28 protein-coding genes and 2 tRNA genes are annotated in these 25,304 nt (G+C 49.2%); 14 read left to right on the forward strand and 16 right to left on the reverse strand.

What is annotated here, in order from left to right; all coding sequences use genetic code 11:
• Window positions 1–63: 63 nt before the first annotated feature.
• Entirely contained in the window at window positions 64–480 is a 417-nt protein-coding gene (locus tag SFW65_03960; protein ID MDX1922271.1) for a hypothetical protein, read from the forward strand.
• On the opposite strand, the gene purF is transcribed toward SFW65_03960, so the two are convergent.
• The 4 genes from purF to SFW65_03980 all read right to left on the reverse strand — a co-directional run bounded on the left by purF (window position 458) and on the right by SFW65_03980 (window position 4,413).
• Complete coding sequence (gene purF, locus SFW65_03965; protein MDX1922272.1) at window positions 458–1,957, reverse strand: amidophosphoribosyltransferase; 1,500 nt, start codon at window positions 1,955–1,957, stop codon at window positions 458–460. The two genes, SFW65_03960 and purF, sit on opposite strands and share 23 nt — an antisense overlap.
• Window positions 1,954–2,583 (reverse strand): CvpA family protein, encoded by a 630-nt coding sequence (locus SFW65_03970; GenBank protein MDX1922273.1) that lies wholly within the window; start codon window positions 2,581–2,583, stop codon window positions 1,954–1,956. The genes purF and SFW65_03970 overlap by 4 nt, the downstream gene beginning before the upstream one ends.
• Before the next feature lie 136 nt (window positions 2,584–2,719).
• On the reverse strand, window positions 2,720–4,174 hold the full coding sequence (radA, locus tag SFW65_03975) for a DNA repair protein RadA (GenBank protein ID MDX1922274.1): 1,455 nt from the start codon (window positions 4,172–4,174) through the stop codon (window positions 2,720–2,722).
• An 80-nt stretch (window positions 4,175–4,254) separates the two neighbouring features.
• Window positions 4,255–4,413, reverse strand: coding sequence for a hypothetical protein (locus tag SFW65_03980; protein ID MDX1922275.1), 159 nt, complete (start codon window positions 4,411–4,413; stop codon window positions 4,255–4,257).
• A 172-nt stretch (window positions 4,414–4,585) separates the two neighbouring features.
• On the opposite strand from SFW65_03980, the gene SFW65_03985 reads away from it, so the two are divergent.
• A complete protein-coding gene (locus SFW65_03985) occupies window positions 4,586–5,767 on the forward strand; it encodes a M20/M25/M40 family metallo-hydrolase (protein ID MDX1922276.1) in 1,182 nt (393 codons plus the stop codon).
• Window position 5,768: 1 nt separating this feature from the next.
• Here the strand turns inward: SFW65_03985 and SFW65_03990 are convergent, their stop codons facing one another.
• From SFW65_03990 to SFW65_04005, 4 genes are read right to left on the reverse strand one after another with little or no spacing between them, the layout of a single operon-like run.
• Window positions 5,769–6,548 carry an ATP-binding cassette domain-containing protein gene (locus tag SFW65_03990; protein MDX1922277.1) on the reverse strand — a complete coding sequence of 260 codons (780 nt, stop codon included), beginning with the start codon at window positions 6,546–6,548 and terminating at the stop codon, window positions 5,769–5,771.
• Between the two features lie 6 nt (window positions 6,549–6,554).
• Window positions 6,555–7,391: an ABC transporter permease gene (locus SFW65_03995; protein MDX1922278.1), complete on the reverse strand. Its 837-nt coding sequence runs from the start codon at window positions 7,389–7,391 to the stop codon at window positions 6,555–6,557.
• Window positions 7,388–8,485, reverse strand: a complete 1,098-nt coding sequence (gene alr, locus SFW65_04000; protein MDX1922279.1) for an alanine racemase — start codon at window positions 8,483–8,485, stop codon at window positions 7,388–7,390. The genes SFW65_03995 and alr overlap by 4 nt, the downstream gene beginning before the upstream one ends.
• Before the next feature lie 22 nt (window positions 8,486–8,507).
• On the reverse strand, window positions 8,508–10,007 hold the full coding sequence (locus SFW65_04005) for a replicative DNA helicase (GenBank protein ID MDX1922280.1): 1,500 nt from the start codon (window positions 10,005–10,007) through the stop codon (window positions 8,508–8,510).
• Window positions 10,008–10,237: 230 nt separating this feature from the next.
• Between SFW65_04005 and SFW65_04010 the strand changes: the two genes are divergently transcribed.
• Window positions 10,238–10,702 (forward strand): hypothetical protein, encoded by a 465-nt coding sequence (locus SFW65_04010; GenBank protein MDX1922281.1) that lies wholly within the window; start codon window positions 10,238–10,240, stop codon window positions 10,700–10,702.
• On the opposite strand, the gene SFW65_04015 is transcribed toward SFW65_04010, so the two are convergent.
• From SFW65_04015 to SFW65_04025, 3 genes are all read right to left on the reverse strand, one after another.
• Window positions 10,699–11,316, reverse strand: a complete 618-nt coding sequence (locus tag SFW65_04015) for an NUDIX domain-containing protein (protein MDX1922282.1) — start codon at window positions 11,314–11,316, stop codon at window positions 10,699–10,701. The genes SFW65_04010 and SFW65_04015 overlap by 4 nt on opposite strands.
• 58 nt (window positions 11,317–11,374) lie before the next feature.
• Window positions 11,375–11,449, reverse strand: a tRNA-Asn gene (locus SFW65_04020).
• A gap of 120 nt (window positions 11,450–11,569) precedes the next feature.
• Entirely contained in the window at window positions 11,570–12,475 is a 906-nt protein-coding gene (locus SFW65_04025; GenBank protein MDX1922283.1) for a hypothetical protein, read from the reverse strand.
• Window positions 12,476–12,651: 176 nt separating this feature from the next.
• Between SFW65_04025 and SFW65_04030 the strand changes: the two genes are divergently transcribed.
• Window positions 12,652–12,738 (forward strand) — tRNA-Leu (locus SFW65_04030).
• 90 nt (window positions 12,739–12,828) lie between these two features.
• On the opposite strand, the gene SFW65_04035 is transcribed toward SFW65_04030, so the two are convergent.
• Both SFW65_04035 and SFW65_04040 read right to left on the reverse strand, forming a co-directional pair.
• Entirely contained in the window at window positions 12,829–13,233 is a 405-nt protein-coding gene (locus tag SFW65_04035) for a hypothetical protein (protein ID MDX1922284.1), read from the reverse strand.
• 322 nt (window positions 13,234–13,555) lie between these two features.
• A complete protein-coding gene (locus SFW65_04040; GenBank protein ID MDX1922285.1) occupies window positions 13,556–14,140 on the reverse strand; it encodes a methyltransferase in 585 nt (194 codons plus the stop codon).
• 133 nt (window positions 14,141–14,273) lie between these two features.
• On the opposite strand from SFW65_04040, the gene guaA reads away from it, so the two are divergent.
• Window positions 14,274–15,875, forward strand: a complete 1,602-nt coding sequence (gene guaA / locus SFW65_04045; GenBank protein ID MDX1922286.1) for a glutamine-hydrolyzing GMP synthase — start codon at window positions 14,274–14,276, stop codon at window positions 15,873–15,875.
• Here the strand turns inward: guaA and SFW65_04050 are convergent, their stop codons facing one another.
• The gene (locus tag SFW65_04050) at window positions 15,876–16,706 is read right to left on the reverse strand and encodes a hypothetical protein (protein MDX1922287.1); all 831 of its coding nucleotides are present in this window, start codon (window positions 16,704–16,706) and stop codon (window positions 15,876–15,878) included.
• A gap of 133 nt (window positions 16,707–16,839) precedes the next feature.
• Here SFW65_04050 and SFW65_04055 point away from each other — a divergent pair, with 133 nt between their 5' ends.
• The 9 genes from SFW65_04055 (at window position 16,840) to atpC (ending at window position 24,051) form a co-directional block, all read left to right on the forward strand.
• On the forward strand, window positions 16,840–17,307 hold the full coding sequence (locus tag SFW65_04055) for a hypothetical protein (GenBank protein MDX1922288.1): 468 nt from the start codon (window positions 16,840–16,842) through the stop codon (window positions 17,305–17,307).
• Window positions 17,308–17,343: 36 nt separating this feature from the next.
• The gene (locus SFW65_04060; GenBank protein MDX1922289.1) at window positions 17,344–18,273 is read left to right on the forward strand and encodes a branched-chain amino acid ABC transporter permease LivH; all 930 of its coding nucleotides are present in this window, start codon (window positions 17,344–17,346) and stop codon (window positions 18,271–18,273) included.
• 2 nt (window positions 18,274–18,275) lie between these two features.
• On the forward strand, window positions 18,276–19,538 hold the full coding sequence (livM, locus tag SFW65_04065) for a high-affinity branched-chain amino acid ABC transporter permease LivM (protein ID MDX1922290.1): 1,263 nt from the start codon (window positions 18,276–18,278) through the stop codon (window positions 19,536–19,538).
• A 12-nt stretch (window positions 19,539–19,550) separates the two neighbouring features.
• Window positions 19,551–19,868 (forward strand): ferredoxin family 2Fe-2S iron-sulfur cluster binding protein, encoded by a 318-nt coding sequence (locus tag SFW65_04070; protein ID MDX1922291.1) that lies wholly within the window; start codon window positions 19,551–19,553, stop codon window positions 19,866–19,868.
• Window positions 19,869–20,011: 143 nt separating this feature from the next.
• Window positions 20,012–20,902, forward strand: a complete 891-nt coding sequence (locus SFW65_04075; protein ID MDX1922292.1) for a F0F1 ATP synthase subunit gamma — start codon at window positions 20,012–20,014, stop codon at window positions 20,900–20,902.
• 57 nt (window positions 20,903–20,959) lie between these two features.
• Window positions 20,960–22,387 carry a F0F1 ATP synthase subunit beta gene (gene atpD, locus SFW65_04080; GenBank protein MDX1922293.1) on the forward strand — a complete coding sequence of 476 codons (1,428 nt, stop codon included), beginning with the start codon at window positions 20,960–20,962 and terminating at the stop codon, window positions 22,385–22,387.
• A gap of 113 nt (window positions 22,388–22,500) precedes the next feature.
• The gene (locus SFW65_04085; protein ID MDX1922294.1) at window positions 22,501–23,043 is read left to right on the forward strand and encodes a hypothetical protein; all 543 of its coding nucleotides are present in this window, start codon (window positions 22,501–22,503) and stop codon (window positions 23,041–23,043) included.
• A gap of 16 nt (window positions 23,044–23,059) precedes the next feature.
• The gene (locus tag SFW65_04090; protein MDX1922295.1) at window positions 23,060–23,605 is read left to right on the forward strand and encodes a hypothetical protein; all 546 of its coding nucleotides are present in this window, start codon (window positions 23,060–23,062) and stop codon (window positions 23,603–23,605) included.
• Between the two features lie 26 nt (window positions 23,606–23,631).
• Window positions 23,632–24,051 carry an ATP synthase F1 subunit epsilon gene (gene atpC / locus SFW65_04095; GenBank protein MDX1922296.1) on the forward strand — a complete coding sequence of 140 codons (420 nt, stop codon included), beginning with the start codon at window positions 23,632–23,634 and terminating at the stop codon, window positions 24,049–24,051.
• A 3-nt stretch (window positions 24,052–24,054) separates the two neighbouring features.
• Here atpC and SFW65_04100 read toward each other — a convergent pair whose 3' ends face one another.
• Entirely contained in the window at window positions 24,055–24,324 is a 270-nt protein-coding gene (locus tag SFW65_04100; GenBank protein MDX1922297.1) for a hypothetical protein, read from the reverse strand.
• Window positions 24,325–24,359: 35 nt separating this feature from the next.
• On the reverse strand, window positions 24,360–25,175 hold the full coding sequence (locus tag SFW65_04105; protein ID MDX1922298.1) for a hypothetical protein: 816 nt from the start codon (window positions 25,173–25,175) through the stop codon (window positions 24,360–24,362).
• Window positions 25,176–25,304 lie beyond the last annotated feature (129 nt).

Consider the following 25,304-nt stretch of genomic DNA (forward strand, 5'->3'; position numbering starts at 1 on the left):
TAAATAATTAGGTTTCATCCATCAATGATGGCGTATTGCTATTATTGAGAAGGAGGCTGCCCCGTGTCAATAAGTGCGTCAACGCAAGTGAGCCTGCATTTTGCCAAAGCTGTTCGCAATTGCATTTCGGAAAATCCTGTCATTACCAAATCGCTCGCCGAATTGGGTTTAGTGAATGCAAAAGTTACCGTCATTCACCAGAAGGGCACCGATAATCGTCAGGTGAATGTATGCTTTGATTTGGCAGAAGGCGATAACATTGAAGGCATCGCACGTAAATTCGGAATAGGGGTTGTGCCGGCCGTGATGCAGCAGCTGCAAAAGGAAGGTGTCGCCGAAAAACCAGCAACAGAATTTTTCTGCGTGCCGCAAACGCCCGATCATCAAAAAGATGCCGTGGTTGCTATATTTTCGTTTGGCGAGAATATGAAATATACGACGATGGAAATGGGCAGCGCTACTCAGCCGCGGCCGAATTAAGGAAGGAAAGCTGTTGTTCATCCATTCGGCTATTCAAATCGGTCAGCGCCGTCGGATATTCACCGCTGAAACAGGCATCGCAATAGCTTGGCTTCTCTGGATCGCGTTTTTGCTCACCCACAGCGCGGTATAAACCATCAAGCGAAATAAACGCCAAGCTGTCAGCGCCGATCAACTTGGCCATTTCATCCACGCTGAATTTATGTGCCATCAGTTTTTCTTTTTCCGGTGTATCGATGCCGTAGAAGCAGCTGAATTTGGTTGGCGGTGATGAAATGCGCATATGCACTTCTTTTGCACCGGCTTGCCGTACCATTTCTACAATTTTTGTTGATGTTGTGCCGCGCACGATTGAGTCATCAATCAAAATCACGCGCTTGCCTTCCAGCATGGCGCGGTTGGCGTTGTGTTTTAAACGCACGCCCAAATGGCGGATATTGTCGGTAGGTTCAATAAAGGTACGGCCCACATAATGGTTGCGGATAATCCCGAGTTCAAAGGGCAAACCGCTTTGCGCAGCATAGCCAATAGCAGCTGGAACGCCGCTGTCGGGTACAGGTACAACGATATCGGCCTTCACATGTGCTTCGCGCGCAAGCTGCATCCCGATGCGTTTGCGAACTTCGTAAACGGAATGGCCTTGCATAAAGCTGTCGGGGCGGGCGAAGTAAATATATTCAAATACGCAGAAGCGGGATTGTTTTCTTTCCGATGGTGCCTTTTCAAATGGACGGAAACTGGTTACGCCATGTTCGTCCAGCATCACCAATTCGCCAGCTTCAATATCGCGTACAAAATCGGCGCCAATAATATCCAGCGCGCAGGTTTCGCTGGCCAGCACATAGGTGTCCCCGGTTTTACCCAATACCAACGGGCGAAGGCCCAAGGGATCACGCACACCCATAATGCAGGTTGGCGCAAGACAGACGAGCGAATACGCGCCTTCAATCTGTTTTACCGCGTCAATCAAACGATCAATTGGGGATTGCTGCGCAGATTGCGCCATTAAATGAATAACCACTTCGGTATCAGTGGTGGAGTGGAACAAGCTGCCGCGTTTAATCAAATCCTTGCGCAAGCTGTAGGCATTGGTGAGGTTGCCATTGTGGGCAAGCGCAAAACCGCCAAATTCAAAATCGGCAAAAAAGGGTTGCACGTTACGCAACGCCGTTTCGCCTGTGGTGGCATAACGGTTATGCCCAATCGCCATATGGCCCATCAAGCGGCGGATAACGCCTTCCTTATTGAAGTTTTTGCCAACATGCCCCAACGCGTGATGCGCATGGAAATGTTCGCCATCATAGGTAACGATACCGGCCGCTTCCTGTCCACGATGTTGCAGGGCATGAAGGCCAAGCGCAGTAAGGGCGGATGCATCCTTGTTGTTGTAAACCGCAAATACGCCGCAATATTCGTGCAAACGATCATCATCGAATGGCGAAGTGGTGAGATGCGGCGATGGTTCGTCGTTCATCATTTGGGTGCGGCGCTCTTTGTACTGTTTAGAATATTTTGTAACATATCTGAATTCTTATCGGTTTCGTCTGTGATTGCCTGGCCGCTTTCAACAGCATCTTCGCTATTTTCCTGCGTGTTTTTGGCTTTCTTTTCCATTAATTCGCGCTGTTCTTCAGGGATAAGGTTTTTGACCATGTCTGCGCCATAGGCGAGGGCAGGCTTGGTATTCGCTTCCTTTAGCCAAACAGGTTGTTTTTCTTCCGGCAGCAACCACGATATAATCAGATAGATAATCGAGATCAGAAGATAGCCACGCGCTGCACCAAACAAAAATCCAAAGGAGCGGTCAATCGATGTGATGTGTTCACCTTTGATGAAGCTGCGGATGTACATGCTAAAGGGAATAAGCAGCAATAACACACCGCCGAAAATTACAAGGCCACCCGCAAAATCGCGCAGCTGGGGTTGGTGGACATGCTGTTCGAGATAAGGCGTGACAAGCGCGTATTGGGTAAAGCCCAGATAGGCAGCAATCGACCATGTACCAAGGGAGAGAGATTCACGAACAAAACCACGAATGAAAGCAAGACCGGCAGAAAGCAGAATGATGATAATGACGATAATATCGACTGCTGTATTGGGCATGGTCATCTGGCTCTTTCGCAAGGGGGAGTTAACGAACGCGGGACACGTTCTAACTCACCTTATTAACTGGGCGGCGCATCATAACGCAAGGGCTTGAAACTATATAGTCCAGTGAAAGGGTATTTTCCAAAAAATACTAACCTGCAAAACGCTTTAGCGGCGGTTTTTGACCTTGCATGTCACCTCTGTTTTTACCCCGTTTTTGTTGTGGAATCTGGCCGAAAAGTGCCCTTAATTCGCTTACATGACGAAGCTGGGTGAGTCGCAGGCCGTGCGACGGCATGGTTTTGCCTTCCTGCATGGTGGGGATGATGGCCTGCTTAAAGCCTAGCTTGGCGGCTTCTTTCAACCGTTGCTCAATCATTGAAACGGGGCGGATTTCGCCGGACAAGCCAACTTCCCCGAACATAATTGCATCTTCGGGCACCGATTCATCACAAAGGGACGACATAAGGGCAGCGGCAACGGCCAAATCCGCGGCAGGTTCTGCAACGCGCATACCGCCCGCCACATTCAGATAAACATCATTTGGTCCAATGCCGACCCCTGCACGGGTTTCCAAAACCGCAAGCAGCATGGCAAGGCGCGCATTATCCCACCCCACACTGGCGCGGCGCGGATTGCCAAGCGCGGATGGTGCAACCAGCGCCTGAATTTCAATGAGCATCGGGCGTGTACCTTCCATGCCAGCAAAGACAGCCGTGCCGGTGGCTTCCGTTGAACGGTTGGCAAGAAAAAGTGCAGATGGATTTTTGACTTCCTGCAAGCCCAAACTACTCATTTCAAATACGCCGATTTCATCGGTCGCGCCGAAACGGTTTTTAACCGCGCGCAAAATACGGAATTGATGGGTACGCTCACCTTCGAAATACAACACGGTATCCACCATGTGTTCCAATACGCGCGGGCCGGCCAGCGTACCTTCCTTGGTCACATGGCCGACCAGAAGCAGCACGGAACCATGCTTTTTTGCCGCATTGATCAGTTCCTGCGATGACAAACGCACCTGCGCCACCGTGCCGGGCGCGCTATCCAATACATCGGTGAACATGGTCTGGATTGAATCAATCACAATCACATCGGGCGCATCATGCGCATTTAATGTTGCGACGATATCGCGTACATGGTTGCTGGCCGCAAGATGCAGCTTGGCATCGGCAAGGCCAAGACGCGCCGCGCGCAGCCGGATTTGGTCGATCGACTCTTCGCCCGACACATAAGCGCAATTATATTTTTGTGAAAGTTTGGCAAGCGCCTGAAGCAGCAATGTGGATTTGCCAATACCGGGGTCACCGCCAACCAACACTGCGGAACCTGGCACTAAGCCGCCGCCACATACGCGGTCGAATTCGCTAATGTCGCTGACGCGGCGGGGAAGGGGCGTTGATGTTCCCTGCAATTCGACAAACTCAACACCTTTTGATTTTTTGCCCGATGAACTTTTTCCGCCCGCCAAACTTTTGCTAGGGCCAACACTGGCAACTTCCTCCACCATCGTGTTCCAACCGCCGCAGGCTTCGCATTTACCCGCCCATTTGGGCGAAACCCCGCCGCAGCTTTGGCAGACATAGGTGTTTGAGTTTTTTGCCATAAAGTCGCGCTCCGGATAGAGTGTTCACTTTATGTTCTAGTCGATATGATGCGCTAAATCAAGCGGATTTTTGAAGGGCTTTACGATGCCTTTTTAGATTCCTGATAGCCAGCCTTGAGCTGTTCTAACACAGCTGATGCTTCATCATATTTGCCGGCCTGAATATCTTTCATGGCCTTTTCAACGGAAACCAAAACTTCTTCCAGTTGCTTGACGCATTTTTCTTTGAGTTCGGTCATTGGGAATTCCTGAGCTGTTAGGGTAACATCTATTCCAATATTTAAGCCTTTTCTGGCGTGTGACAAGCAAAAAACGGCCAAAAGCCAAGCGATATGTGCGCAAGTAATTAAACCGTTTTCAGGGGCGGTTATTCCTTTATGCTTGCTTACTCAAATATTTATATAACGTATTATGGAACCGCATATTGAAATTCTGAAAGACCTCGTTGCGTTTGATACAACGAGTCACAAATCCAATTTGATGATGATTGATTACATCCGCGCCAAGCTTGCGGTGTGTCATGGCGTGCGCACGCATCTGGATATGAATGCGGATGGCACAAAGGCGAATTTGATTGCCAGCATTGGCCCCGAAGTGGATGGCGGTATTTTATTATCCGGCCACACGGATGTGGTTCCCGTCGATGGTCAGGCGTGGGATACCGACCCGTGGACGCTAACGCAAAAAGCAGATGGTTTTCTATATGGGCGCGGCACAACCGATATGAAGGGGTTTGTAGCCTGTGTGCTATCGCAAGTGGAAGCGTGGTCAACAAGCAAGCTTACCAAGCCTATTCATCTGGTGTTTTCGTTTGATGAGGAAGTGGGATGCAAAGGTGTGATTACAGCGATTGATGTTTTGAAGGCGCAACACATCAAACCGGATTTGTGTATTGTGGGTGAACCCACCGAAATGCAAATGGCGGTTGCGCATAATTCACGTGCCAAAATCTGGTTCAATGCCAGTGCAACTGGTGGTCATGCATCGAAGTACAATGACCCAACGATTACCAGCGCGCACGACGTGATGACTGTTTTGTCTGGAACACTGATGCGTACGCGGGGTGAATATGGAGCCTTGTTGGGCGATGAAATGCTGGGCCATGCATCCATGGCATCCACGGGCGTTAAAACACCCTATACCAATAATGTTATCCCGTCTGGGTACGAAAACCATTATGATTTTCGTGGTCGTCCCGGCATCACTCCGGCTGCGTTAGAAAATTTTTTCAGTCATACGGCGCATGCAGCTGTAGTCGAATATAAAACGCTGATGGATAAAAGTGGCCATGCCGATTTAACCGTGCGCGTTGAAATGATGAACCCCGGATTTAAATGTACGGACGACGCGGCAATTAAAATGGGGCAATTATTCGTGGGTAACGGCGAAGCGATTACCGTACCTTATGTATGCGAAGCGGCGCGGTTCTGGGATGCGGGGTTTGTTAAAACCATTGTGGTGGGGCCAGGAAATATTCTTCAGGCACATCAACCGAATGAATATATTGATCCTGCGCAGCTCAAAGCATGTAATGATTTTTTAGGCCGTGTGGTTGCCAGCATCACTGCGCCTTCACAAGCGCCTGCGCCTTAAATCAGTTCTTTAAAATTTGCATTTGAATGGGGCCTTCGGCGCGGCCATGGATGAATTGATCAACATAGGCGTTGCCTGAATGATCAACATCTTCTTTCTTACCATTCCAGATAATCTGGCCTTGGTAAATCATCGCGATGCGATCGGCGATTTTGCGCGCGCTGGCCATGTCATGCGTAATCGAAATGGCGGTAGCGCCAAGTGTATGCACGCATTTCACAATCAGATCATTGATCACGTCGGCCATAATCGGGTCAAGGCCAGTGGTTGGTTCATCAAAGAAAATGATTTTAGGATCTGCGGCAATCGCGCGGGCAAGGGATACACGTTTTTGCATCCCGCCGGAAAGTTCTGACGGAAATAAATCAGCGACATCTGCGCCTAAGCCGACTTGCGAAAGTTTATCAACCGCGATGTCTTTGGCTTGCTTGGCGGGCATGCGGCGTGCCTGCATTAATTTAAACGCTACATTTTTCCAAACGGGCAAGCTGTCGAATAACGCGGAGCCTTGGAACAACATGCCGAATTCATCAAGCAATACATCGCGTTTGCGGCCCTGCACGGTGCGGGTTTCGTTACCATCAATTTTAATGGAGCCGCTATCCGCTTCCAGAATGCCCAGAATGCATTTCAGCATCACGGATTTCCCCGTGCCCGAACCGCCGATAATGACAAGCGATTGGCCTTTTTCAACGCTGATATCAACGCCATTCAAAACTTTTTTATCGCCAAAGGCTTTGCGGACATTTTTCAGTTCAATTTTTGGAACGGTATTTGTCATGTTCAATTACTTCGCAAAGAAGATGCCGGTCAGCAAATAATTGCTGATAAGGATAAGGATGGATGAAGAAACAACCGCATTTGTGGTTGCCGCGCCCACGCCTTGCGCGCCGCCCTTGGAATTGAACCCGAAATAGCAACCCATAAGGGTAACGATAAATCCGAACACCGATGCTTTTACAAGTCCGGATATAACGTCCATATTTTCAAGATAACGCCATGTTTGATCGACATAGTTGGCGGCATTAAAATCCAGACGATACACGCTCACCAAAAATCCGCCGAATACGCCGATGATATCAGCCAGCAACACAAGGGCAGGGAGCATCGCTGTACCAGCCACAATCCGCGGCACTACGAGATATTTGACAGGATTGGTTGAAAGGGTTGTTAGCGCATCAATCTGTTCGGTCACGCGCATGGTGCCAAGTTCAGCTGCAATCGATGCACCGATACGCCCCGCGACCATAAGGCCAGCCATCACCGGGCCAAGTTCGCGGGTCATCGATAACACAACCACGGTTGCAATTGCCCCTTCTGCCGAAAAGCGGGAAAAACCTGAATAGCTTTGCAGCGCCAGCACCATGCCGCTGAAGAGTGCGGTCAACCCCACGACCGGCAAGCAATAATAGCCAATATCAATAAACTGGCGGATGAATTGTGACATATAAAAGGGTGGGCGGATGCAATGCGAGACAGAACGGATGGTAAAGAATGCAAATGCGCCGGTGGATTGCAGGAATCCCAGCAAGGAAGCTCCAAGCAATTGACATAGCTTCAATAGATTGGTTTTTAAAATATCGCGGATTTGAATGAGTTGCTCGTGGTTTTCTTTGGGGCTCATGATTTCACTTCAATATAGCTTCGTTCGATACGATTTCCTAAATGCGTCATCAATTCATAGCCGAGTGTGCCAATTTGCGCGGCCCAATCATCAACGCTTTGATGCGCGCCCACAATTTCAACCATCCCGCCAACATGCACAAGATTTTCCGGAACCTTGCTTACATCAACCATCACTAAATCCATTGAAACGCGGCCAACAACAGGCACTGCAATTCCATGAAGATAAAAATGATGACCAGTGGTCTGGTCGTTATTGCTAAAAACACGATGCAGACCATCGGCATATCCGTATGCCAAAGCTGCCAGCCTCATGCCTTTTTGAACACGTTGCGTTGCACCGTAGCCAACGGTGCCATCACTGTCAATTGAACGAAGCTGGATAATCGGGGCGTGAACAGATAACGCGTTTTTAAGGCCCTTTAGGCCATTCGTCCCCGAAAGTGCACGGCCAGGGCGCACTTGGTCGAAATGCATGTGTGTCCCTAAAAAAACACCATGCGAATTCGCCAATGTTCGTTTGGCGGAAACAAAATGTTTTGTTGCCCCAATGAATTTGGCCCGCTGCTGCTCGTTCATGGGGTGCAGCGGTTCATCGGAACACGCAAAATGGCTCATCACCATTTTTACATCCACGCCATCCAGCAAACTGGGGGTGTGGATCAGCATGTTCCATTCCGATGCGCCAAATCCAATACGGTTCATGCCGGTATCCACGTGCAGATTGACCGGAATGATTTCCCCTTTTTTCTTGGCGGTTTCGCGCATGCGGGTAAGCGCGCCTAAATCAGTGATGATGGGCGTGATGTTTTTTGTCTGCGCTTCCGCTTCGCTCCCATTTGGAATGCCATGCAATACGTAGATAGTCGTATCACTGTGAAGCGCACGGATGGCTAGCGCTTCTTCGAGATGCGCTACATAAAATGTACGACAACCTGCAGCGTATAATGTTTTGGCTAGCGGAATAGCGCCAAGGCCATATCCATCGGCCTTAATCGTCGCTGCAACCTCGGCATTACCGCACATGCTTTGCAGCACGCGAAAATTATCGGCAATAATCCCTAAATCAATGGTAGCAAGAGCCCCGGCAATCACGCTTAATCATCCGCCCTATTCATCAGCCGTGTTCATCAGAATGGCTTTGTTGCAAATCGGAGAAGCGTGTAAACGCGCCTTCAAAGTGAAGCTCGACCGTGCCAATGGGGCCATGGCGTTGTTTTGCCAAAATAACTTCAGCGATGTTATGAATTTTTTCGCCGCGTTCCTGCCAGTCGGTATAACGGCGGTTGAACTTTGCGTCGTCTTCGTTTTCTCGGCGCATGGGTTCGGTGCGTGAATGATAATATTCTTCGCGGAATACGAACATCACCACGTCGGCATCCTGTTCAATCGCGCCAGACTCACGCAAATCAGACAATTGTGGGCGTTTGTCTTCGCGTGCTTCCACGTTACGCGAAAGCTGTGATAGCGCCAGTACGGGCACATTCAATTCCTTTGCAATCGCTTTCAGCCCTCGGGTGATTTCGGAAACTTCGTTCACACGGTTTTCAGAGCTTTTACTGCCTGACCCCTGCATCAATTGCAGGTAATCAATAACAATCAGGCCAAGTCCATGCGCTGAGCGTTTCATGCGCCGCGCGCGGGTGCGCAGTGCCGCAATGGTAAGGGCAGGCGTGTCATCAATATAAAGCGGGATACGTTCCAGCTCTTTGATGCTTTCGACAATCTTTGTGTATTCCTCGCGCTTGATCTGGCCACGGCGAATATCGTTGGAGGGAATGCGCGCATATTCGCTGACCAAGCGGGTGGAGAGTTGTTCGGCAGACATTTCAAGCGAGAAGAAACCGGTAACAGCGCCCATCTTGCCGCCGGTTTCCACAAAACTGCGCGCAGCATTAAATGCAATGTTGGTTGCTAGCGCGGTTTTACCCATCGAAGGGCGGCCCGCCAGAATAATAAGGTCGGAGCGTTGCAACCCGCCCAGTTTATGATCCATATCGCGCAGGCCCGTGGTGATACCGGTAATATGGCTATCGCTTTTATAGGCGGCTTCAAAGGTTATTTGGGCTTTTTGCAAACTTGCGCCGAGGCTGACAAACCCGCCGCGCGTATCGCCGGTGGTGGCAAGCTGAAACAGTTTTTGTTCGGCTTCTTCAACTTGCTGGATGGCTTGCGTTTCAACTGCACCATCAAACGCATCGGTCACAATATCTGTCCCGATATTGATAAGCTGGCGGCGCAGATGCAAATCATGAATGGTTTGACCGTAATCGGCAGCATTGATAATGCTGACATAACTGCCGGTAAGCTGTGCCAGATAATCATCACCGCCCAATTGGTTGATTTCCGGATCGCTGGCAAAGAAATGCTTGAGTGTAATCGCATCGGCTTTTTGGCCGCGTTCAATCAACGTGATGGCCGCCTGATACATTTTACCAAAGACGGGATTATAGAAATGCTCCGGTCGCAAAAACTCGCTCACTTTTTCATAAGCGAGGTTGTTGCCTAAAATCGCCGCCAGCAACGCCTGCTCCGCATCCAGATTATGGGGCGGCAAACGCGACGGGGCGGGGTTGTTAGGCCGCAATACAACAAGTTCATTACTGGTTTGTGCCATGTGTTTATCTGCGTGCAATTCTATGAGATTCGAAAGGGAGGAGGGTAGGTTTTTGCTGGCTAAATTGCAGCAGTTAATTCATCCACAGGCTGTGAGCGACGGGGATGAATACGCTGCGATGCTATTGAATGTATTCATATTAAGCATATTTTTGCGATGAAACTATTTGCCTGGCTTTATTTTTAGTAGAATGAGGGAGCGTATTTTTTAGAATTATTTTTGGAAAAACCATGTCCGCACCACAAAATGCTACCCCTGCTAAAATTCCAGCTGGCAATCATCCAAGCTTGCGTAATTTCCAGCGCATGTTGCAAGGTCAGCTTACCAATAAAGAGATTGAACGGCTTTGGAGCTATTCTGCCCATGTAGTTGTTTCAAGAATTGAATCAAAGTGGGAAAAGCAAAACGCATTCGTGCGCGGTGGAAGATATGTGATTAACGCGTTGCGTATCCGTGCAATTTTTGGCCCTACTGCCTATGAGCGTGCAAAAGCGCAACATAATATGATTTCATCAGTTATATTGGCGCGCCGTGGTGAAGCAGGCGAAGCCAAACACATTGATTTATTGGGGCCAGAACGCCCAGTTCTTGGTGGTAAGCATGATGAAGCGCTGGTTTACGGCAGCCAATTGGTCTTTGACCAGGCGGTGAAGATTCTCAAACACCCTGAAGCATTAAACTTGGCTATTGCCTAAGCGCGCCATTCGTTGCGCAGGGCTTCGCCGAACCGTGCAAACCAGCTCAGGCCATAAAGGGTTGGCAGGTTTCTGATTTTGCCATCATCCATCCACGCAATTGCTTCCGCGCGGCTTACAATATGCGTTTTGATGTTTTCATCTTCTTCCACTAAACCGAATATTTTCGATGCGTTATCGGGCAGATCAACTTCGCCAACGAAGAAATTAAAGAACTCGTCGCAGCTGCCCGGCATGGTATAGCCGCCCGGCATTGCTTTTACGCGCTTTACGATTAATCCTGCTTCTTCATGGGCTTCGCGCCGCGCAACTTCTTCGGTGCTTTCTGTTTTATCCATCAGTCCTGCGACCATTTCAATCGACCATGGAGTTTCATGTGTTGTGGTGCCGCCCGTGTAAAGCCCGCAGCGGAATTGTTCGATTAAACAGACGCGGTCGGTGATGGGGTCGTAAGGCAGAAGGGCAACAGCGGCATTGCGAATGAACACTTCGCGCGTGAACACGCGGCTAACCCCGCCTTGAAATAACGCATGACGATAACGATGACGTTCCAGACGCAGCCAGCCCTGAAACAAGGTCTCGCGTTCCAGCAGCTCTACATCATCGCGTGTCATAAACGGAAATTGGATTTTTTAGAAATGGCCTGCCATTCGTAGCCGTTTAGGCGAAGAATGGCTCCTCGAGTAGGATTCGAACCTACGACCAAGCGATTAACAGTCGCTTGCTCTACCACTGAGCTATCGAGGAACAGGGGGTGAAGGCAGTCCTTATACAAAGAAAATTCGGGGATGCCAAGGGCGGCGTTGAATTATTTTAAAATGGGGTTTTTGCCTTTATTTCAGCTGATTCAGCATGCTGTATCAAAAACTATTTATCTAAAATCAGCGATAAAGGGAAAATCCAATCTGGCGACTTTACGGGTTGTCCGTTTAACATTGCTGGTCTGCTAACACCCGATAGCGACATTACGCGGGTAGGTTGTCCGGTGAGGGGTGCTTTTTCAAGTAAAGCCTTAAGTTCTTTGAATTCTTGCTCTAGTAGCTCAGGTTTTAAAAATTTAGGATCCTTTGTGCGTTGTTGCGCAGCTAGGTATTCGCCAGCTGGCATTTGTTTTACGCGCCAATTTATTTGATCTTGCTGTCTTGGCTGGAAACTTAAAAAACTTGGTATAACACTAAAAGCAATTTTTTCATTTATATCATAACCAAGATTACCGTAGTTCGGGGAGTGAGCAAATTGCATGCGAAATGATACGCGTAACTCACGTTCAGGATATTGTATGGAATTAATTGTAATCGAATAACCAGCGTCATTTGAAGCCGATGTGAAATTAGAAAAGTACACAGTTCTAATTTTAAAACCTTTTGCGGTACATTCTTCATGCACACACTGAAAGCCAAACGCTATTAATGGATTTTGAATTGTTTCTTTTGCAATTTCTTGTTTACGAGCATCTAATACTGTTCTGTATTTATGCAAAGACTGATTGTCTTTAATTTTACCGTTTGCTTCACTTACATATTTTATTGCGTCAGAGGTAATATGAGTAGTGGCGTTGAAAACTATTGCGGCTGCTCCGAAAGCACATAATCCGATTATACCCCAAGGAACCCCAGCCGTATTAACGCTGACTGATGGCGGATTGTTGGAAGAAGAGTTTAGTAAAGCGTTGCGAGCAATTGCGCCGTCAATCGCGCCTTGGCTGAGCGGGTCTGGTGGCGGCAATCCATTAAAAGCGGCGTTGTAGTTTAACCAATAATTTTCATCATGCATAAAGTATGATCCTGTGTAATATGGCGATACACAAATACATTACTCGATACTAAGTCAATCAAAGATCATAGTTAATAAGTTATATAACCGCATTATTTTGTTAACTTGCACGGCATTAATAAAAATTACTGGCTTGTCATTCATGGGTTGATTATAAATCACGGCAGCACAGTTACGCGGGCATGGCGGAACTGGTAGACGCAAGGGACTTAAAATCCCTCGGGGGCAACCCCGTGCCGGTTCAACTCCGGCTGCCCGCACCAACAGGATCTATCTTGCTTGTATGCAGCAGATGGAATGTTTTTTGAAAATGAAGAGCGTTTGATAACAGCCTTGTGATTGGCTGTTGAGCTCTATGGCCTAAACACAGGCGCGCTGCTTGGTGTTGCTCTAGGAATTGCAGTGCCGCGCTCTGCACCATCGGTTGCCTTGGGTAGAATAACGGGATCTTGTAAACCAGACTGCAAATCGTCAGTTGAAGAATATCTAGCAACAATTCTTTCAACGCGGGCTTCAGCAGCTAGCCTACGTTGCTCAATAGCGGGGTCTGTTGGTGGCAGGCCGTCAGCAATACGGGCGTGAGCTTGAACTTTTTTTGTCACGCCGTTCGCGAATTCTTGAATACGCTCCGAGCCAGTCACGGCAGCTATCAGTTGTGCGGGACCTGCCACAATTATTGCGCCGAGCACAGCAGTGCCAAACGCTTGCGCTCGCCTAAAGAGCGTCGGTTTTTGTGCCCCTTGATCATTTTCTGCCATAAAAAATTCCTAAAAAAATATGCTTAGATCCAACTGTACTAGCAAATTGTTTAGTAATATTTAATTATACTAAGGCGTTGAATAAGGCTGATATTTTTTGCAGGACAAGTTAAGTATCGCTTTATAAAACAAGCAGATTGTGATTTTCCACTATCGCAGTGCTATCTGAACTATATCCCATTTCTTCTGGAAAAAAGCCCAGAATATCGCTAGAAGACCCGCAGGCGAATGGTTCGCCTAAATGAGTAAAACGGTTTTTTGTACAGCTTCTTGAATATATACTCTTTGAAGTTGAAAAAATCCCCAGCTGCCCGCACCATGATCATTCATCGCGCTTCCACAGGAATACAGTTTTGGGTCCATCGGCTGGATACCAATACACATTCGCGCCTTTGAAGCTGAATGGCGGCATCGTTAAATCAATCGAACGCCATTGCCCTGTTTGAATATCGATATTGATACTTTCAGGATGATTTGCAAATAATCCGTTCGTAATCAGTGCAAATTTGAAATTCTGAAGTTTTGGAACAAATGATATAATTTCTGCATTCGACCAATGCATCACAATATCTTTTAGAATTGCCAAATCTGCTTTTGGTAATTCATCTTTCAGTGCATTCGCTTCAAGAAAAGTAATGTTGGAGCGCGCATAGGTGCGCGTGTTTTGTAGAACAACATCCGATACATCAAGCCCGATGTAATTCACGCCTGTCCAGTCAATCATTTTTGAAAATTGCCAGTCGCCACAACCGATATCGAGAACACTGGTAATGCGGTTGGCGCGCATGAAGTTTTGAAGATACCAACGGTATTGATGTGTGTGCTCAGGTGTAGAGCCGGGGCCAGAGCCGCCACCCCATAAATCGCGGCTATAGATGTTATTAAAAATTTCTTTGTGATCGGTCATAGTAAAACTATCCTAGATTATATGGCGATAGGTAACTGCGGAATATAAGCAGATTCGTAGGGTTAAGGCACTATGTGTAATAACCTTTTGGATTTTTGTGGAAAATACCACTGAACATCGCTAAAAACTCACCATGTCACCGCAAGCAATGCCAAAACAATCACCTGAAACGCATCATGACCGCATCCTGATTTTGGATTTTGGCAGTCAGGTGACACAGCTGATTGCGCGCCGTGTGCGCGAAGCGGGTGTGTATTGCGAAATCTGGCCATTTAGTTTTGCAAGCGGCAGCGCAGCTTCCGACAGAATAAAAGCCTATGGCGCAAAGGGTATTATTTTATCCGGCGGGCCTGCTTCCGTTCTGGAGAAAGATTCACCGCGCGCGCCGGAAATAGTTTGGCAACTTGGCGTGCCGGTATTGGGCATTTGCTATGGCCAACAAACCATGTGCGCGCAATTGGGCGGCAAGGTGGAACAAGGCCACACCCGCGAATTCGGCAAGGCCGAGGTCGAAGTCATTGATGCCAACCCGTTATTCGAAGGCGTATGGGCAAAGGGCAATAAACAACAAGTGTGGATGAGCCATGGCGACCACGTGGCGGAATTGCCCAAAGGATTTAAGGTTGTTGGGCGCAGCGTTGGCGCGCCATTCGCCATGATTGCCGATGAAGCGCGGCGTTTTTACGGCGTGCAATTTCACCCCGAAGTCGTGCACACGCCGCAAGGCAAGGCATTACTTGGCAACTTTGTGAAAAAGGTTGCAGGCTGCAACAGCGATTGGACGATGGCGGCATTCCGCCAAAGCCAGATCGATGCGATACGTGCGCAGGTGGGTTCGGCAAAAGTTATTTGCGGTTTATCGGGCGGTGTGGATAGCGCCGTTGCCGCAGTACTTATTCACGAAGCAATCGGTTCGCAACTCACCTGCATCTTTGTTGATACGGGAATGATGCGCATGGGCGAAGCGGAGGAGGTGGAGACGTTATTCCGTCATCACTATAATATTCCGCTGATCGTGGCGAAGGCGCAGGATAAATTCCTTGGTGCATTGAATGGCGTAAGTGACCCCGAGAAAAAACGCAAGATCATCGGCGGATTATTCATCGAAGTATTCGAACATGAAGCCAAAGCAATAGGCGGCGCGCAGTTCTTGGCGCAGGGTACGCTGTATCCCGATGTGATCGAAAGTGTTTCATTTACGGGCGGCCCCAGCGTAACCATCAAATCGCATCATAATGTGGGCGGTTTGCCGGAACGCATGAACATGAAATTGGTGGAACCGCTGCGCGAATTGTTCAAGGACGAAGTGCGCGCTTTGGGCCGCGAATTGGGTTTGCCTGAACAATTCGTTGGTCGTCACCCATTCCCTGGGCCTGGTTTGGCCATCCGCATTCCGGGTGAGATCACACGCGAAAAATTGGATATCTTGCGCAAGGCCGACAGCGTATATCTGGATGCAATCCGCAAGGCCGGATTATACGATGAAATTTGGCAGGCATTCGCCGTGCTCCTTCCTGTGCGCACCGTGGGCGTGATGGGCGATGGTCGTTCCTATGATTACGTATTGGGCCTTCGCGCGGTCACATCGGTGGATGGCATGACGGCAGAAAGCTATCCGTTCGAACATAAATTTTTGGCGGATGTAGCAACGCGTTTGATCAACGAAGTAAAAGGCATCAACCGCGTTGTGTATGACGTGACCAGCAAACCCCCCGGAACCATCGAGTGGGAATAATCATTTCTTCTTAAAATAACCCCACGGCGTTGCGCCGGCGCGGTTTTCGTAAGACAGCAAACATAGATCCAGATCATCGATATTCGGCAGATCGATATTGAATTTGCCCCAGCGCAGTTCGGGTTCTTGCCATGTGATGTCATGGGTTTTTGAAAACCGTTCGATGAATACCTTGCGTAATTCCGGAATGAAGCATTCATGGCATTCCAACAAAATATCCATATTGAGCAGTTCGGGATAGGCGGTGGGGTCGATCAATTCGCGTTCCGCACCTTCAATATCGCAGAATACCAATGTGCGTTTGCCTTTGAATTCCGCAAAACGCGAACCATCGAATAATCCGCCGATTTTTATACGATGTGCCACATTGTTTTTTTCGGCAACGCGCTGGGTTACGGCTTGCAGCTTTTCATCAATATCATGGGCGTGGATAACGCTGTTCGGCATTGTGGTGGCAAAGCCAACCGCGTAATAGCCTTCCGCGCAGCCAATATTGATGACCGCTTCATATTGTTTGGCGATGGCTTGGCGGATAAAATTGTGCATTTCCATTTCATAGACACCCAAAAGTTTGGGCGCGTAGCAGCCAAGTGTATCGTTGAAATAGAAATTCATCCCTTGGAATGGGCCGCTCATCACGCGGCCTTGCGCGATATCTAGGCGCGATTGAGCGAGTTGGTTGGCGCGCCACGATGCCACCATGTAAAGAATGCTGTTAATAGTTTTAACGGGGTTAGACTTATCAGAGGCCGCCCGTTTAATGATTTCCAGCACGGCTTCGTTGGGCGACAGGCCCTGGGGCGCAAGATTGGAAGATGCGGGGTTTGACATAATGGCCTTAAAGGAGTCTTGTTTTTGATGGTATTTCGCTTTGTTCTTACGGTAGTCTTGCCAGCAACCGCCCTTCGCGCAAGCGAGAATCCATCACTACGCCAAATTAACGCAATCCTTGGGAATAGAACGAATGAAGCAAAGCCTACTCATCGCAATTTTTTTGGCGTTAATGCCTATCCTTGCGGTTGCAGGCGAATGTTATACCCCAGAGGAGTTTGAAGCGGAGCAGGGGCTGCGCCTGCATACCGATCTCGAAGTCATTATGCTCACCTGCAAATATGATGGCTATCGCCGTCCCTTGAAAGATAGCTATGCCGTGTTCTTGAAAAAGTATTCAACGCAAATCCGTAAATGGGAAAATACCATCGCCCGTGTGTACGCCGCAACCGGTGGTAGCCGCAATGAAGTGATAGATAATTTCAGAACCGCATTGGCAAACCAGAAAAGCGGGGAGTCCAGCACGCTCACCCCGCGCCAGTTCTGCATCAAATATGCGAATTGGGTTCCTGCGGTGGCGGCATGGTCGCCCGACCAAGTCATAGTATATGTGCGCACACCAGACGGTGCGCGCAACCCGCGCAAACCGCTTTGTCAATAAGGTACACTTTGGATTAATGGGGCAGGGCTGCTGATCATGGAATATTTCCTTCAACAGCTTATCAACGGGTTAACGCTTGGCAGCATCTACGCCCTTATCGCCATCGGCTACACCATGGTGTATGGCATCATGGGCATGATTAATTTCGCACATGGCGAATTGTATATGATTGGTGCGTTTGTGGCGGTGGTGACGGTGGTCGCGCTAAATACAATTGGGAACACCGTGGGCGTTGCGGCCGTGCCGCTGGTCATTTTGGCGGCGTTTATATTCAGCATTGTTGTTACATCCACTTACGGGTTCGTGATGGAAAAAATGGCTTATCGGCCATTACGCAACGCGCCGCGCATTGCGCCGCTGATTTCTGCAATTGGTGTTTCCGTGTTGTTGCAAAATTTTGTACGTATGGCACAGGGCGCGCGCGTCAAACCATTGCAACCCATGGTAGAAGGGCGCATCACCTTGATGGAACGTGCGGATGGATTTGTGGTATCGCTTTCATATCTGCAAATCGTGATTGTGGTGTTGGCTGTTTTGCTGATGCTTGGCTTAACGCTACTTATTCACAAAACCCGACTTGGCCGTGCGCAACGCGCGTGTGAGCAAGACATGAAAATGGCGTTACTACTGGGTATTCCAGTGGAGCGAATTATTTCCATCACCTTCATGCTGGGTGCTGCACTGGCGGCGGTAGCTGGTGTAATGGTGGTTTTGTATTACGGCGTGGTCGATTTTTACATCGGTTTTCTGGCGGGGATGAAGGCATTCACGGCGGCGGTGCTAGGGGGTATCGGGTCATTGCCCGGTGCAATGATTGGCGGCGTATTAATCGGATTAATCGAAGCGTTCTGGTCGGCCTATGTCAGCGCGGAATACAAGGATGTTGCGAGTTTTTGTATTCTTATTCTTGTGCTGCTGCTGCGCCCGCAAGGCCTGCTTGGCAAACCGGAAATTGATAAGGTTTAGCCATGGAAATGTCAGCCAAAACCAAGATCGGGGAGTTGATAGCGCAAAGTTTTGTCGCTGCATTGCTTGCCGCTGTTTTGTTTTTGCATTTCATTGGATTGCGCACAGTTGATAACGCGCAGGGACTTTCAATTGTGCCAGAATGGAATAATTTTGCATTATGTGTGGCAGGTGTGTTTGTTGCGCGGTTTGCGTTTGGCATTTTTGGATCTTTAAAAACGCATGAGAGCAAAAAACCGCTTTTCGTATTTCCAAGCAATCACGCGTTTTATAATAAACTATTCCTCGCGATGTTTGTTATCGTCGTGGTCTTGCCTTTTACCCCTGTGTCCAGTCGCTATGTTTTGGATGTCGTGACGCTGATCCTTACCTATATGGTGCTGGCGTACGGGCTTAATCTGGTTGTCGGGCTGACAGGCCTGTTAGACCTTGGGTTTGCTGCATTTTATGGGCTTGGCGCCTATGCTTTTGCGTTGCTGGCGTTGCAGCTGGGTTTGAATTTCTGGGTGGCATTACCTCTTGCCAGCATCATCGCGGGCGTTGCGGCGTTTTTGATTGGTATTACGGTGCTGCGTTTGCGCGGCGATTATTTTGCGGTGGTGACGCTCGGCTTTGCAGAAATTCTGCGTATCGTCTTATTGAATTGGGTTTCGCTTACCGGCGGACCAAACGGCATTAACGGCGTGCCGCGTCCAAGCTTGTTTGGCTTGTCGTTTGAACGCGCGGTACCTGAAGGCATGAAATCATTCCACGAATATGTTGGACTTGAATTTTCATCCACCACGCGCGTGATATTTTTATATTATCTGGTGCTTGCGCTGGTTGTGCTGGTTCACCTGCTGGCAACACGGCTGCGCCGGTTGCCATTAGGCAGAGCATTCGAGGCGGTAAGGGAAGATGAACGGGCGAGCGAGGCAGTGGGTATCAACCTGACCCGCACCAAACTGGCTGCCTATGTTATTGCAGCGGCAATTGGCGGCGCAGCGGGTGCATTTTTTGCTGCGCGCCAAGGATTCATCAGCCCTGAAAGCTTTACATTTATGGAATCTGCGCTGGTTCTCGCGGTGGTTGTATTAGGTGGAATGGGGCACCCGCTGGGGCTTGCAGGTGCGGCAATCTTTCTAGTAGGTTTGCCCGAAATCTTCCGGGAGTTGCAGGATTACCGGATGATTGCCTTTGGCGCTGGTATGGTGGTTATCATGCTGCTGCGACCTTCTGGCCTGTTCTCAAAACGCGAGCCTGCAATTAGATTGTTTGAAAAGTGAGTATTGAACGATATGCCCAAAGTTATTTTTATTGAACGCGATGGACGCGAACGCGAAGTGGAAGCGCCTGTTGGCAGCACGTTATTAAGCATCGCGCACATGCATAAGATTGATTTGGAAGGCGCGTGCGATCATTCATTGGCCTGCGCAACTTGCCATGTAATTGTGGATACGGGTTGGTATGATGTGTTGCCCGAGCCCGAAGCCGATGAAATGGATATGCTGGATTTGGCTGTGGGCCTCACTAAAACGTCCCGCCTTGGATGCCAGATTATTATGCGCGAGGAATATAACGGCCTGACCGTTAAGCTGGCTGGCAAAGCAAAGTAGAAAAACCAGCCCAAAAGCAGACCTAAAAGCCTAATAAATGAAAGAGGTTAGGCGCACTTCCTTTCCGCTTGACTTAAACGGCTGAAAACAGGAAAAAGATGCGCCTTTCAACGATTCCACATACTTAGGAAGTCTCCTAACGCATGCCTAGTTTAAAAGACCTCAAAGTTCGCATCGAGAGTGTGAAGTCCACTCGCAAGATTACCTCGGCCATGAAAATGGTAGCCGCAAGCAAATTGCGCCGCGCGCAAGAACAAGCCGAAGCGGGTCGTCCATATGCCGATGCCATGACGCGTATCATCGCATCGCTTACTGCCAATCTGGTGGTTGATAGCTCATCACCAAAATTGCTGAGCGGTTCGGGCAAAAAAGAAATTGTCGCGTTGATTGTGGTTACCTCTGACCGCGGATTATGCGGCGGGTTCAATTCATCCATCGTGCGCGAAGCGCGCAAGCAAATCCGCAAACTGAAAGCGGAAGGCAAGCAGGTAAAACTTATCACTGTTGGACGCAAAGGACGTGACCAGCTGCGGCGTGAATATGCGGACATGATGCTGGCAACTTATGAAGATGTTGGTCGCCGCAAGCTCAGCTTTGCCGATGCGGATGCTATTTCGCAGAAAGTTCAGGATTTGTATGAAGAAGGCGCGTTTGATGAAGCGCACATGATTTACAACCGCTTCAAAAACGTGATTACACAGGTTGTAACGCAGCAACAAATCATTCCTGTTCCGATGCCGGAAGTGGATGCGACCAAGCCAAAAGAACAAACCGCATCTGCCGTCTATGAATTCGAACCAGATGAAACAGCAATTCTGGCTGATTTATTGCCGAAGAATATTTCCGTGATGCTTTACAGTGCGCTGCTTGAAAGTGCAGCGGGCGAGCAGGGCGCACGCATGAACGCAATGGATAATGCAACGCGCAATGCAGGCGACATGATTGGCCGCTTGAGCTTGCAGTACAACCGTGCGCGTCAGGCATACATCACCAAGGAAATGATTGAAATCGTAACCGGTGCAGAGGCAGTTTAAACCACAACTTTTAAATAACCAAACAACTCACTTTAATAACATTAAGGACTAAGAAAAATGACTACAGCTTCAGTTGGAAAAGTAACGCAGGTTCTAGGCGCCGTGGTTGACGTGCAATTTGATAATGCACTCCCCGCCATTTTGAATGCTATTGAAGTGGATAACGATGGCAAGCTTCTGGTGATGGAAGTTGCGCAACATCTTGGCGAAAACACCGTTCGTGCCGTTGCGATGGATTCAACCGATGGTCTGCAACGTGGCGCCAAAGTGACCGATACCGGCGCGCCGATTTGTGTTCCCGTAGGCGAACATACCCTTGGCCGCATTCTGAACGTGATTGGCGAGCCCGTGGATGATCGCGGCCCCGTACAGTACACCAAGAAGCTTCCAATTCACCGTGAAGCACCACCACTTACCGAACAATCAACCGAAGCGCAGGTTCTGGTAACCGGTATTAAGGTTATCGACTTGCTGACCCCATATGCGAAGGGTGGTAAAATCGGCCTGTTCGGCGGTGCGGGTGTGGGCAAAACCGTTTTGATTATGGAGCTGATCAATAACATTGCAAAAGCACACGGTGGTTTCTCCGTATTCGCTGGTGTGGGCGAACGTACCCGCGAAGGTAACGACCTTTATCACGAAATGGTTGAATCAGGTGTTATTAAGCCAGAAGGCCCTGGTTCAAAAGCCGCGCTCGTGTATGGTCAGATGAATGAACCCCCCGGCGCGCGTTCACGTGTTGCGCTTACCGGTTTGACCCAAGCGGAATACTTCCGTGATGAACAGGGCCAAGACGTGCTGTTCTTCGTGGATAACATCTTCCGCTTTACCCAAGCAGGTTCGGAAGTATCCGCGCTTCTTGGCCGTATTCCTTCGGCTGTGGGTTACCAACCAACCCTCGCAACCGATATGGGCGCGATGCAGGAACGCATTACCACAACGAAGAAGGGTTCGATTACGTCTGTTCAAGCTGTGTACGTACCGGCAGACGACTTGACCGACCCCGCGCCTGCAACCACATTCTCTCACTTGGATGCGACAACCGTGTTGTCACGTTCGATTGCCGAACTTGGTATTTACCCAGCGGTGGATCCTTTGGATTCAACCAGCCGTATTCTTGACCCGCGCGTTGTGGGTAAGGAACATTACGAAGTGGCACGTTCGGTTCAAAAGATCCTGCAAACCTATAAATCCTTGCAAGATATTATTGCAATTTTGGGTATGGATGAATTGTCGGAAGACGACAAACTGGCCGTTGCCCGCGCACGTAAAATCCAACGCTTCCTCTCGCAGCCATTCCACGTGGCCGAAGTGTTCACGGGTTCACCTGGCGCTCTGGTTTCCCTTGCGGATACCATTAAGGGCTTCAAGGCGATTGTGAACGGCGAGTACGACCACCTGCCGGAAGCAGCGTTCTACATGGTTGGCGGTATTGATGAAGCCGTTGCCAAAGCCAAGAAGATGGCCGAACAAGCAGCCGCTTAAGCCAACAATTACAGCTTTTACCGCGCTCCTCCTGATTACGAAAGTAAAAGGGCAGTGGCAGTGGCGCGTGTGAATTCATTAGAATGACCTAAGAAGCATTTTTTAGGTGATTAATGAGTGACCAAAAACGGCCTGCCCTAACAGGGCTATTGCAGGACATTGACCATAAACTGACGCCCCATGGCTTCAAAAAGATTGATAGCCCGAAAGCATGGGCTGATTTGCAGCAGTATCTGCACGTTACTGACCTCACCGGAGCGGGTGAAGTTCCGTTACGTGCGAACGACCATATCTGGGTTCGGGTGGAGCGTGACGCGGAAGGCACCCTCCACCATGGGATGGTTGTCGTTCCATTTGATCCGTCAGTGACGATTGAAACACCGGCACTACATCTCTATGGCACCATTACGCCAGAAGGCGGATCGTTAGAAGATGCCGTGGTCACTGCTGGCAGTAGGGTAATGAATATCTTTACGTTGCTGCATTTGCCGGATGCACATTTTGCTTCGAAGCTGGAAACAAGCCAAGCCGCGCAACGCCAACAAGGTGAGACAGTGCCCGTAAGACCCGGTTTGCAGCCTGAACCCGAAGGCTTGAAAGCCATAGCATTAAAGGGGTTGCGTGCTGCATTGCGGTACCTGACCAGAAAGCCATAAGCTTAGTTGTGTTGGAGTGACCATGTCACAATTGTCAATCACCGCCCCCCGCGTTCCGATACAAACTGTTGTTGCGACGGTGGACGATGTGTTTCAGCAAAATGGTTTTATCAAAATCAATTTTAGTGATGAAGAAAATATGGAAGCCCACATGCTGCGCGAATATTCGCGGCTGCATCTTCACTTGAAGGGGAGCCATGTGTTCGCTGAGCGTGATCAGGTTTGGGCCAGCATGACGCCAATAGCATCAGGCGCGGTTGTGTATGTCATCTTCCATATCAAGCATAGCGACCTAAATGGCTTTTCGCAGAACAGTACCATCCACCGCCATGACGCCATCCTGCAATATGAAGGAACAAGAGAGGATGGGCATGAAAACTCCACGCTTGAGAGCAGGGATACAACCTTGCTGGCGCGTGAATTGGTCAATATGCCGGACTTCTTTTTCCGCCCGCGCTTTAAAGGCCGGCAGGCGGGAAGGGGATCGTTTATGAGCACCCTAAGGCCGTCTTTATTATCGATTGGCAGGGTCTTCAGCGGGTTAAAAAGCGGCTTGCAATAGCCTGAAAAATTGCTAAAAACATCCCTATGAACACACTCCAATTCGACCTTGTTTCCCCTGAAAAAAAGCTCTTCTCCGCGCCGGTTGCGATGGCAACTTTGCCCGGTACCGAAGGTGACTTCAGCGTGCTTGCTGGCCATGCGCCCTTCATTTCCACGATGCGCGTGGGCGTTATTGATGTGTATGAAGAAAAAGAAACCCAGATCACCAAGCGTATGCTGGTTTCCGGCGGCATAGTAGAAGTAAACCCGACCGGCTGCACCGTATTGGCGGAAGAAGTGGTACCATTGGAAGACGTTTCGGTTGAATCGCTTGGCGTTGAACACACCAAACTGGTGGAACGTCTGGCCGTTGCCGAAGGCGATGCAAAGGTTGCGCTGCGTGCTGCCGTTGAACTTTCGGAAAAGAAGCTGGAGCTGCTCCGCTTCCTTCGTTACCACCACTAAGTTTTATTCGCCGCGCTTCAACAAACTGCACATGGCTGCTTCGCATTTAATCAGCATCGTGCCATTGGCTTTCTTTTCTTCGGCGCTCGCGCTTTGGGGCAGCTCGCAATCAACCTTGTAGGTTGTCTCGAAATTCTCGCCCGAACTTTTGTTGGCAACCACAATCGCCTTAACCTGACAGTTCAACGTCTTGGCCAAATCCTTCGCTTCTGCCATGCCCGCAAAAGCAGGAAGGGGTAGAGCCAATAAAAGGATGAGTAACAGGATGCGCATAGGAAAACCGTAACGCAGCGGTGGTTAAGAATGGGTTATTGCACCAGAACCGTGCAGTAATAGACATTCGCCTGATAGGGGGCCACATAACCTGTTGCCGAGGAAGATTGCTTGCCGCACATTTCGCGCACGGTTGAACCCGAAATTCCGCCCGAGGTTCCAACACTGACGCCGGTGCGCAATCCCCAACCGGCATACATATTATATCCAGCTGAATCATTCGTGTTGATAACCGAAGCACTGGATGTGTTGTTTTTCAAAATGCTATTCACTTCATCGCACACATCCTGCCGGATTGGAAAAATATGAAGGGTCATATTGGCCCGGCGGGATGAACCTGCATTGCAAGTACCGACACCCGTTATGCAATGGGTTCCGCTTAACATCGGATAACCGGCCCAATAATCCATTTGCGGATCGCCATACCCGCCGCCCCAAAGCCCGGTCGATGGTGTGGCCAAGGTCGCTGATGGTACTTGGGTGAAGGTCATGGTTCCGCCACGCGGATCATAAAGTGCGCAATTTCCGTTGCCGGCCCTGTTGGTGCCGTTGCTTGATGTGAAATCGCCATTTGTCCATGTCGTGCCAGTAGGAAAAGTAGGCGGCGTAATATCCAAACGGGTAGGATCGCAATTATGACCCATCAATAATCTGTCCATTGCCGCTTTATAGGCGCTGCATTGGTCGATTAATGCGGTTGCCAATGTTCGTGCGCTTTCCTGGGTGCTGCTTGCACTAAATGTGCTACTTCCTGCTGCAATTGCCGTTGCCAGAATAGCCAGCAATGCCACTACAAAAAGAATGGGTCCGATTGCGATGCCAGTGCGGGAATCAATGCGTTTATGGGTCATATCCAATACTAATCGATTTACCTGATGCGTTAAAAGTAGAAATGGAGTTGTAATGACCAGGCCATCATTGACAATACTCAATTCTAAAAAAAAGGGGGCTAATCCTGCGATTAGCCCCCTGTATCGATT

The organism is Alphaproteobacteria bacterium (assembly GCA_033762625.1).
Lineage (GTDB): Bacteria > Pseudomonadota > Alphaproteobacteria > UBA9219 > RGZA01 > RGZA01.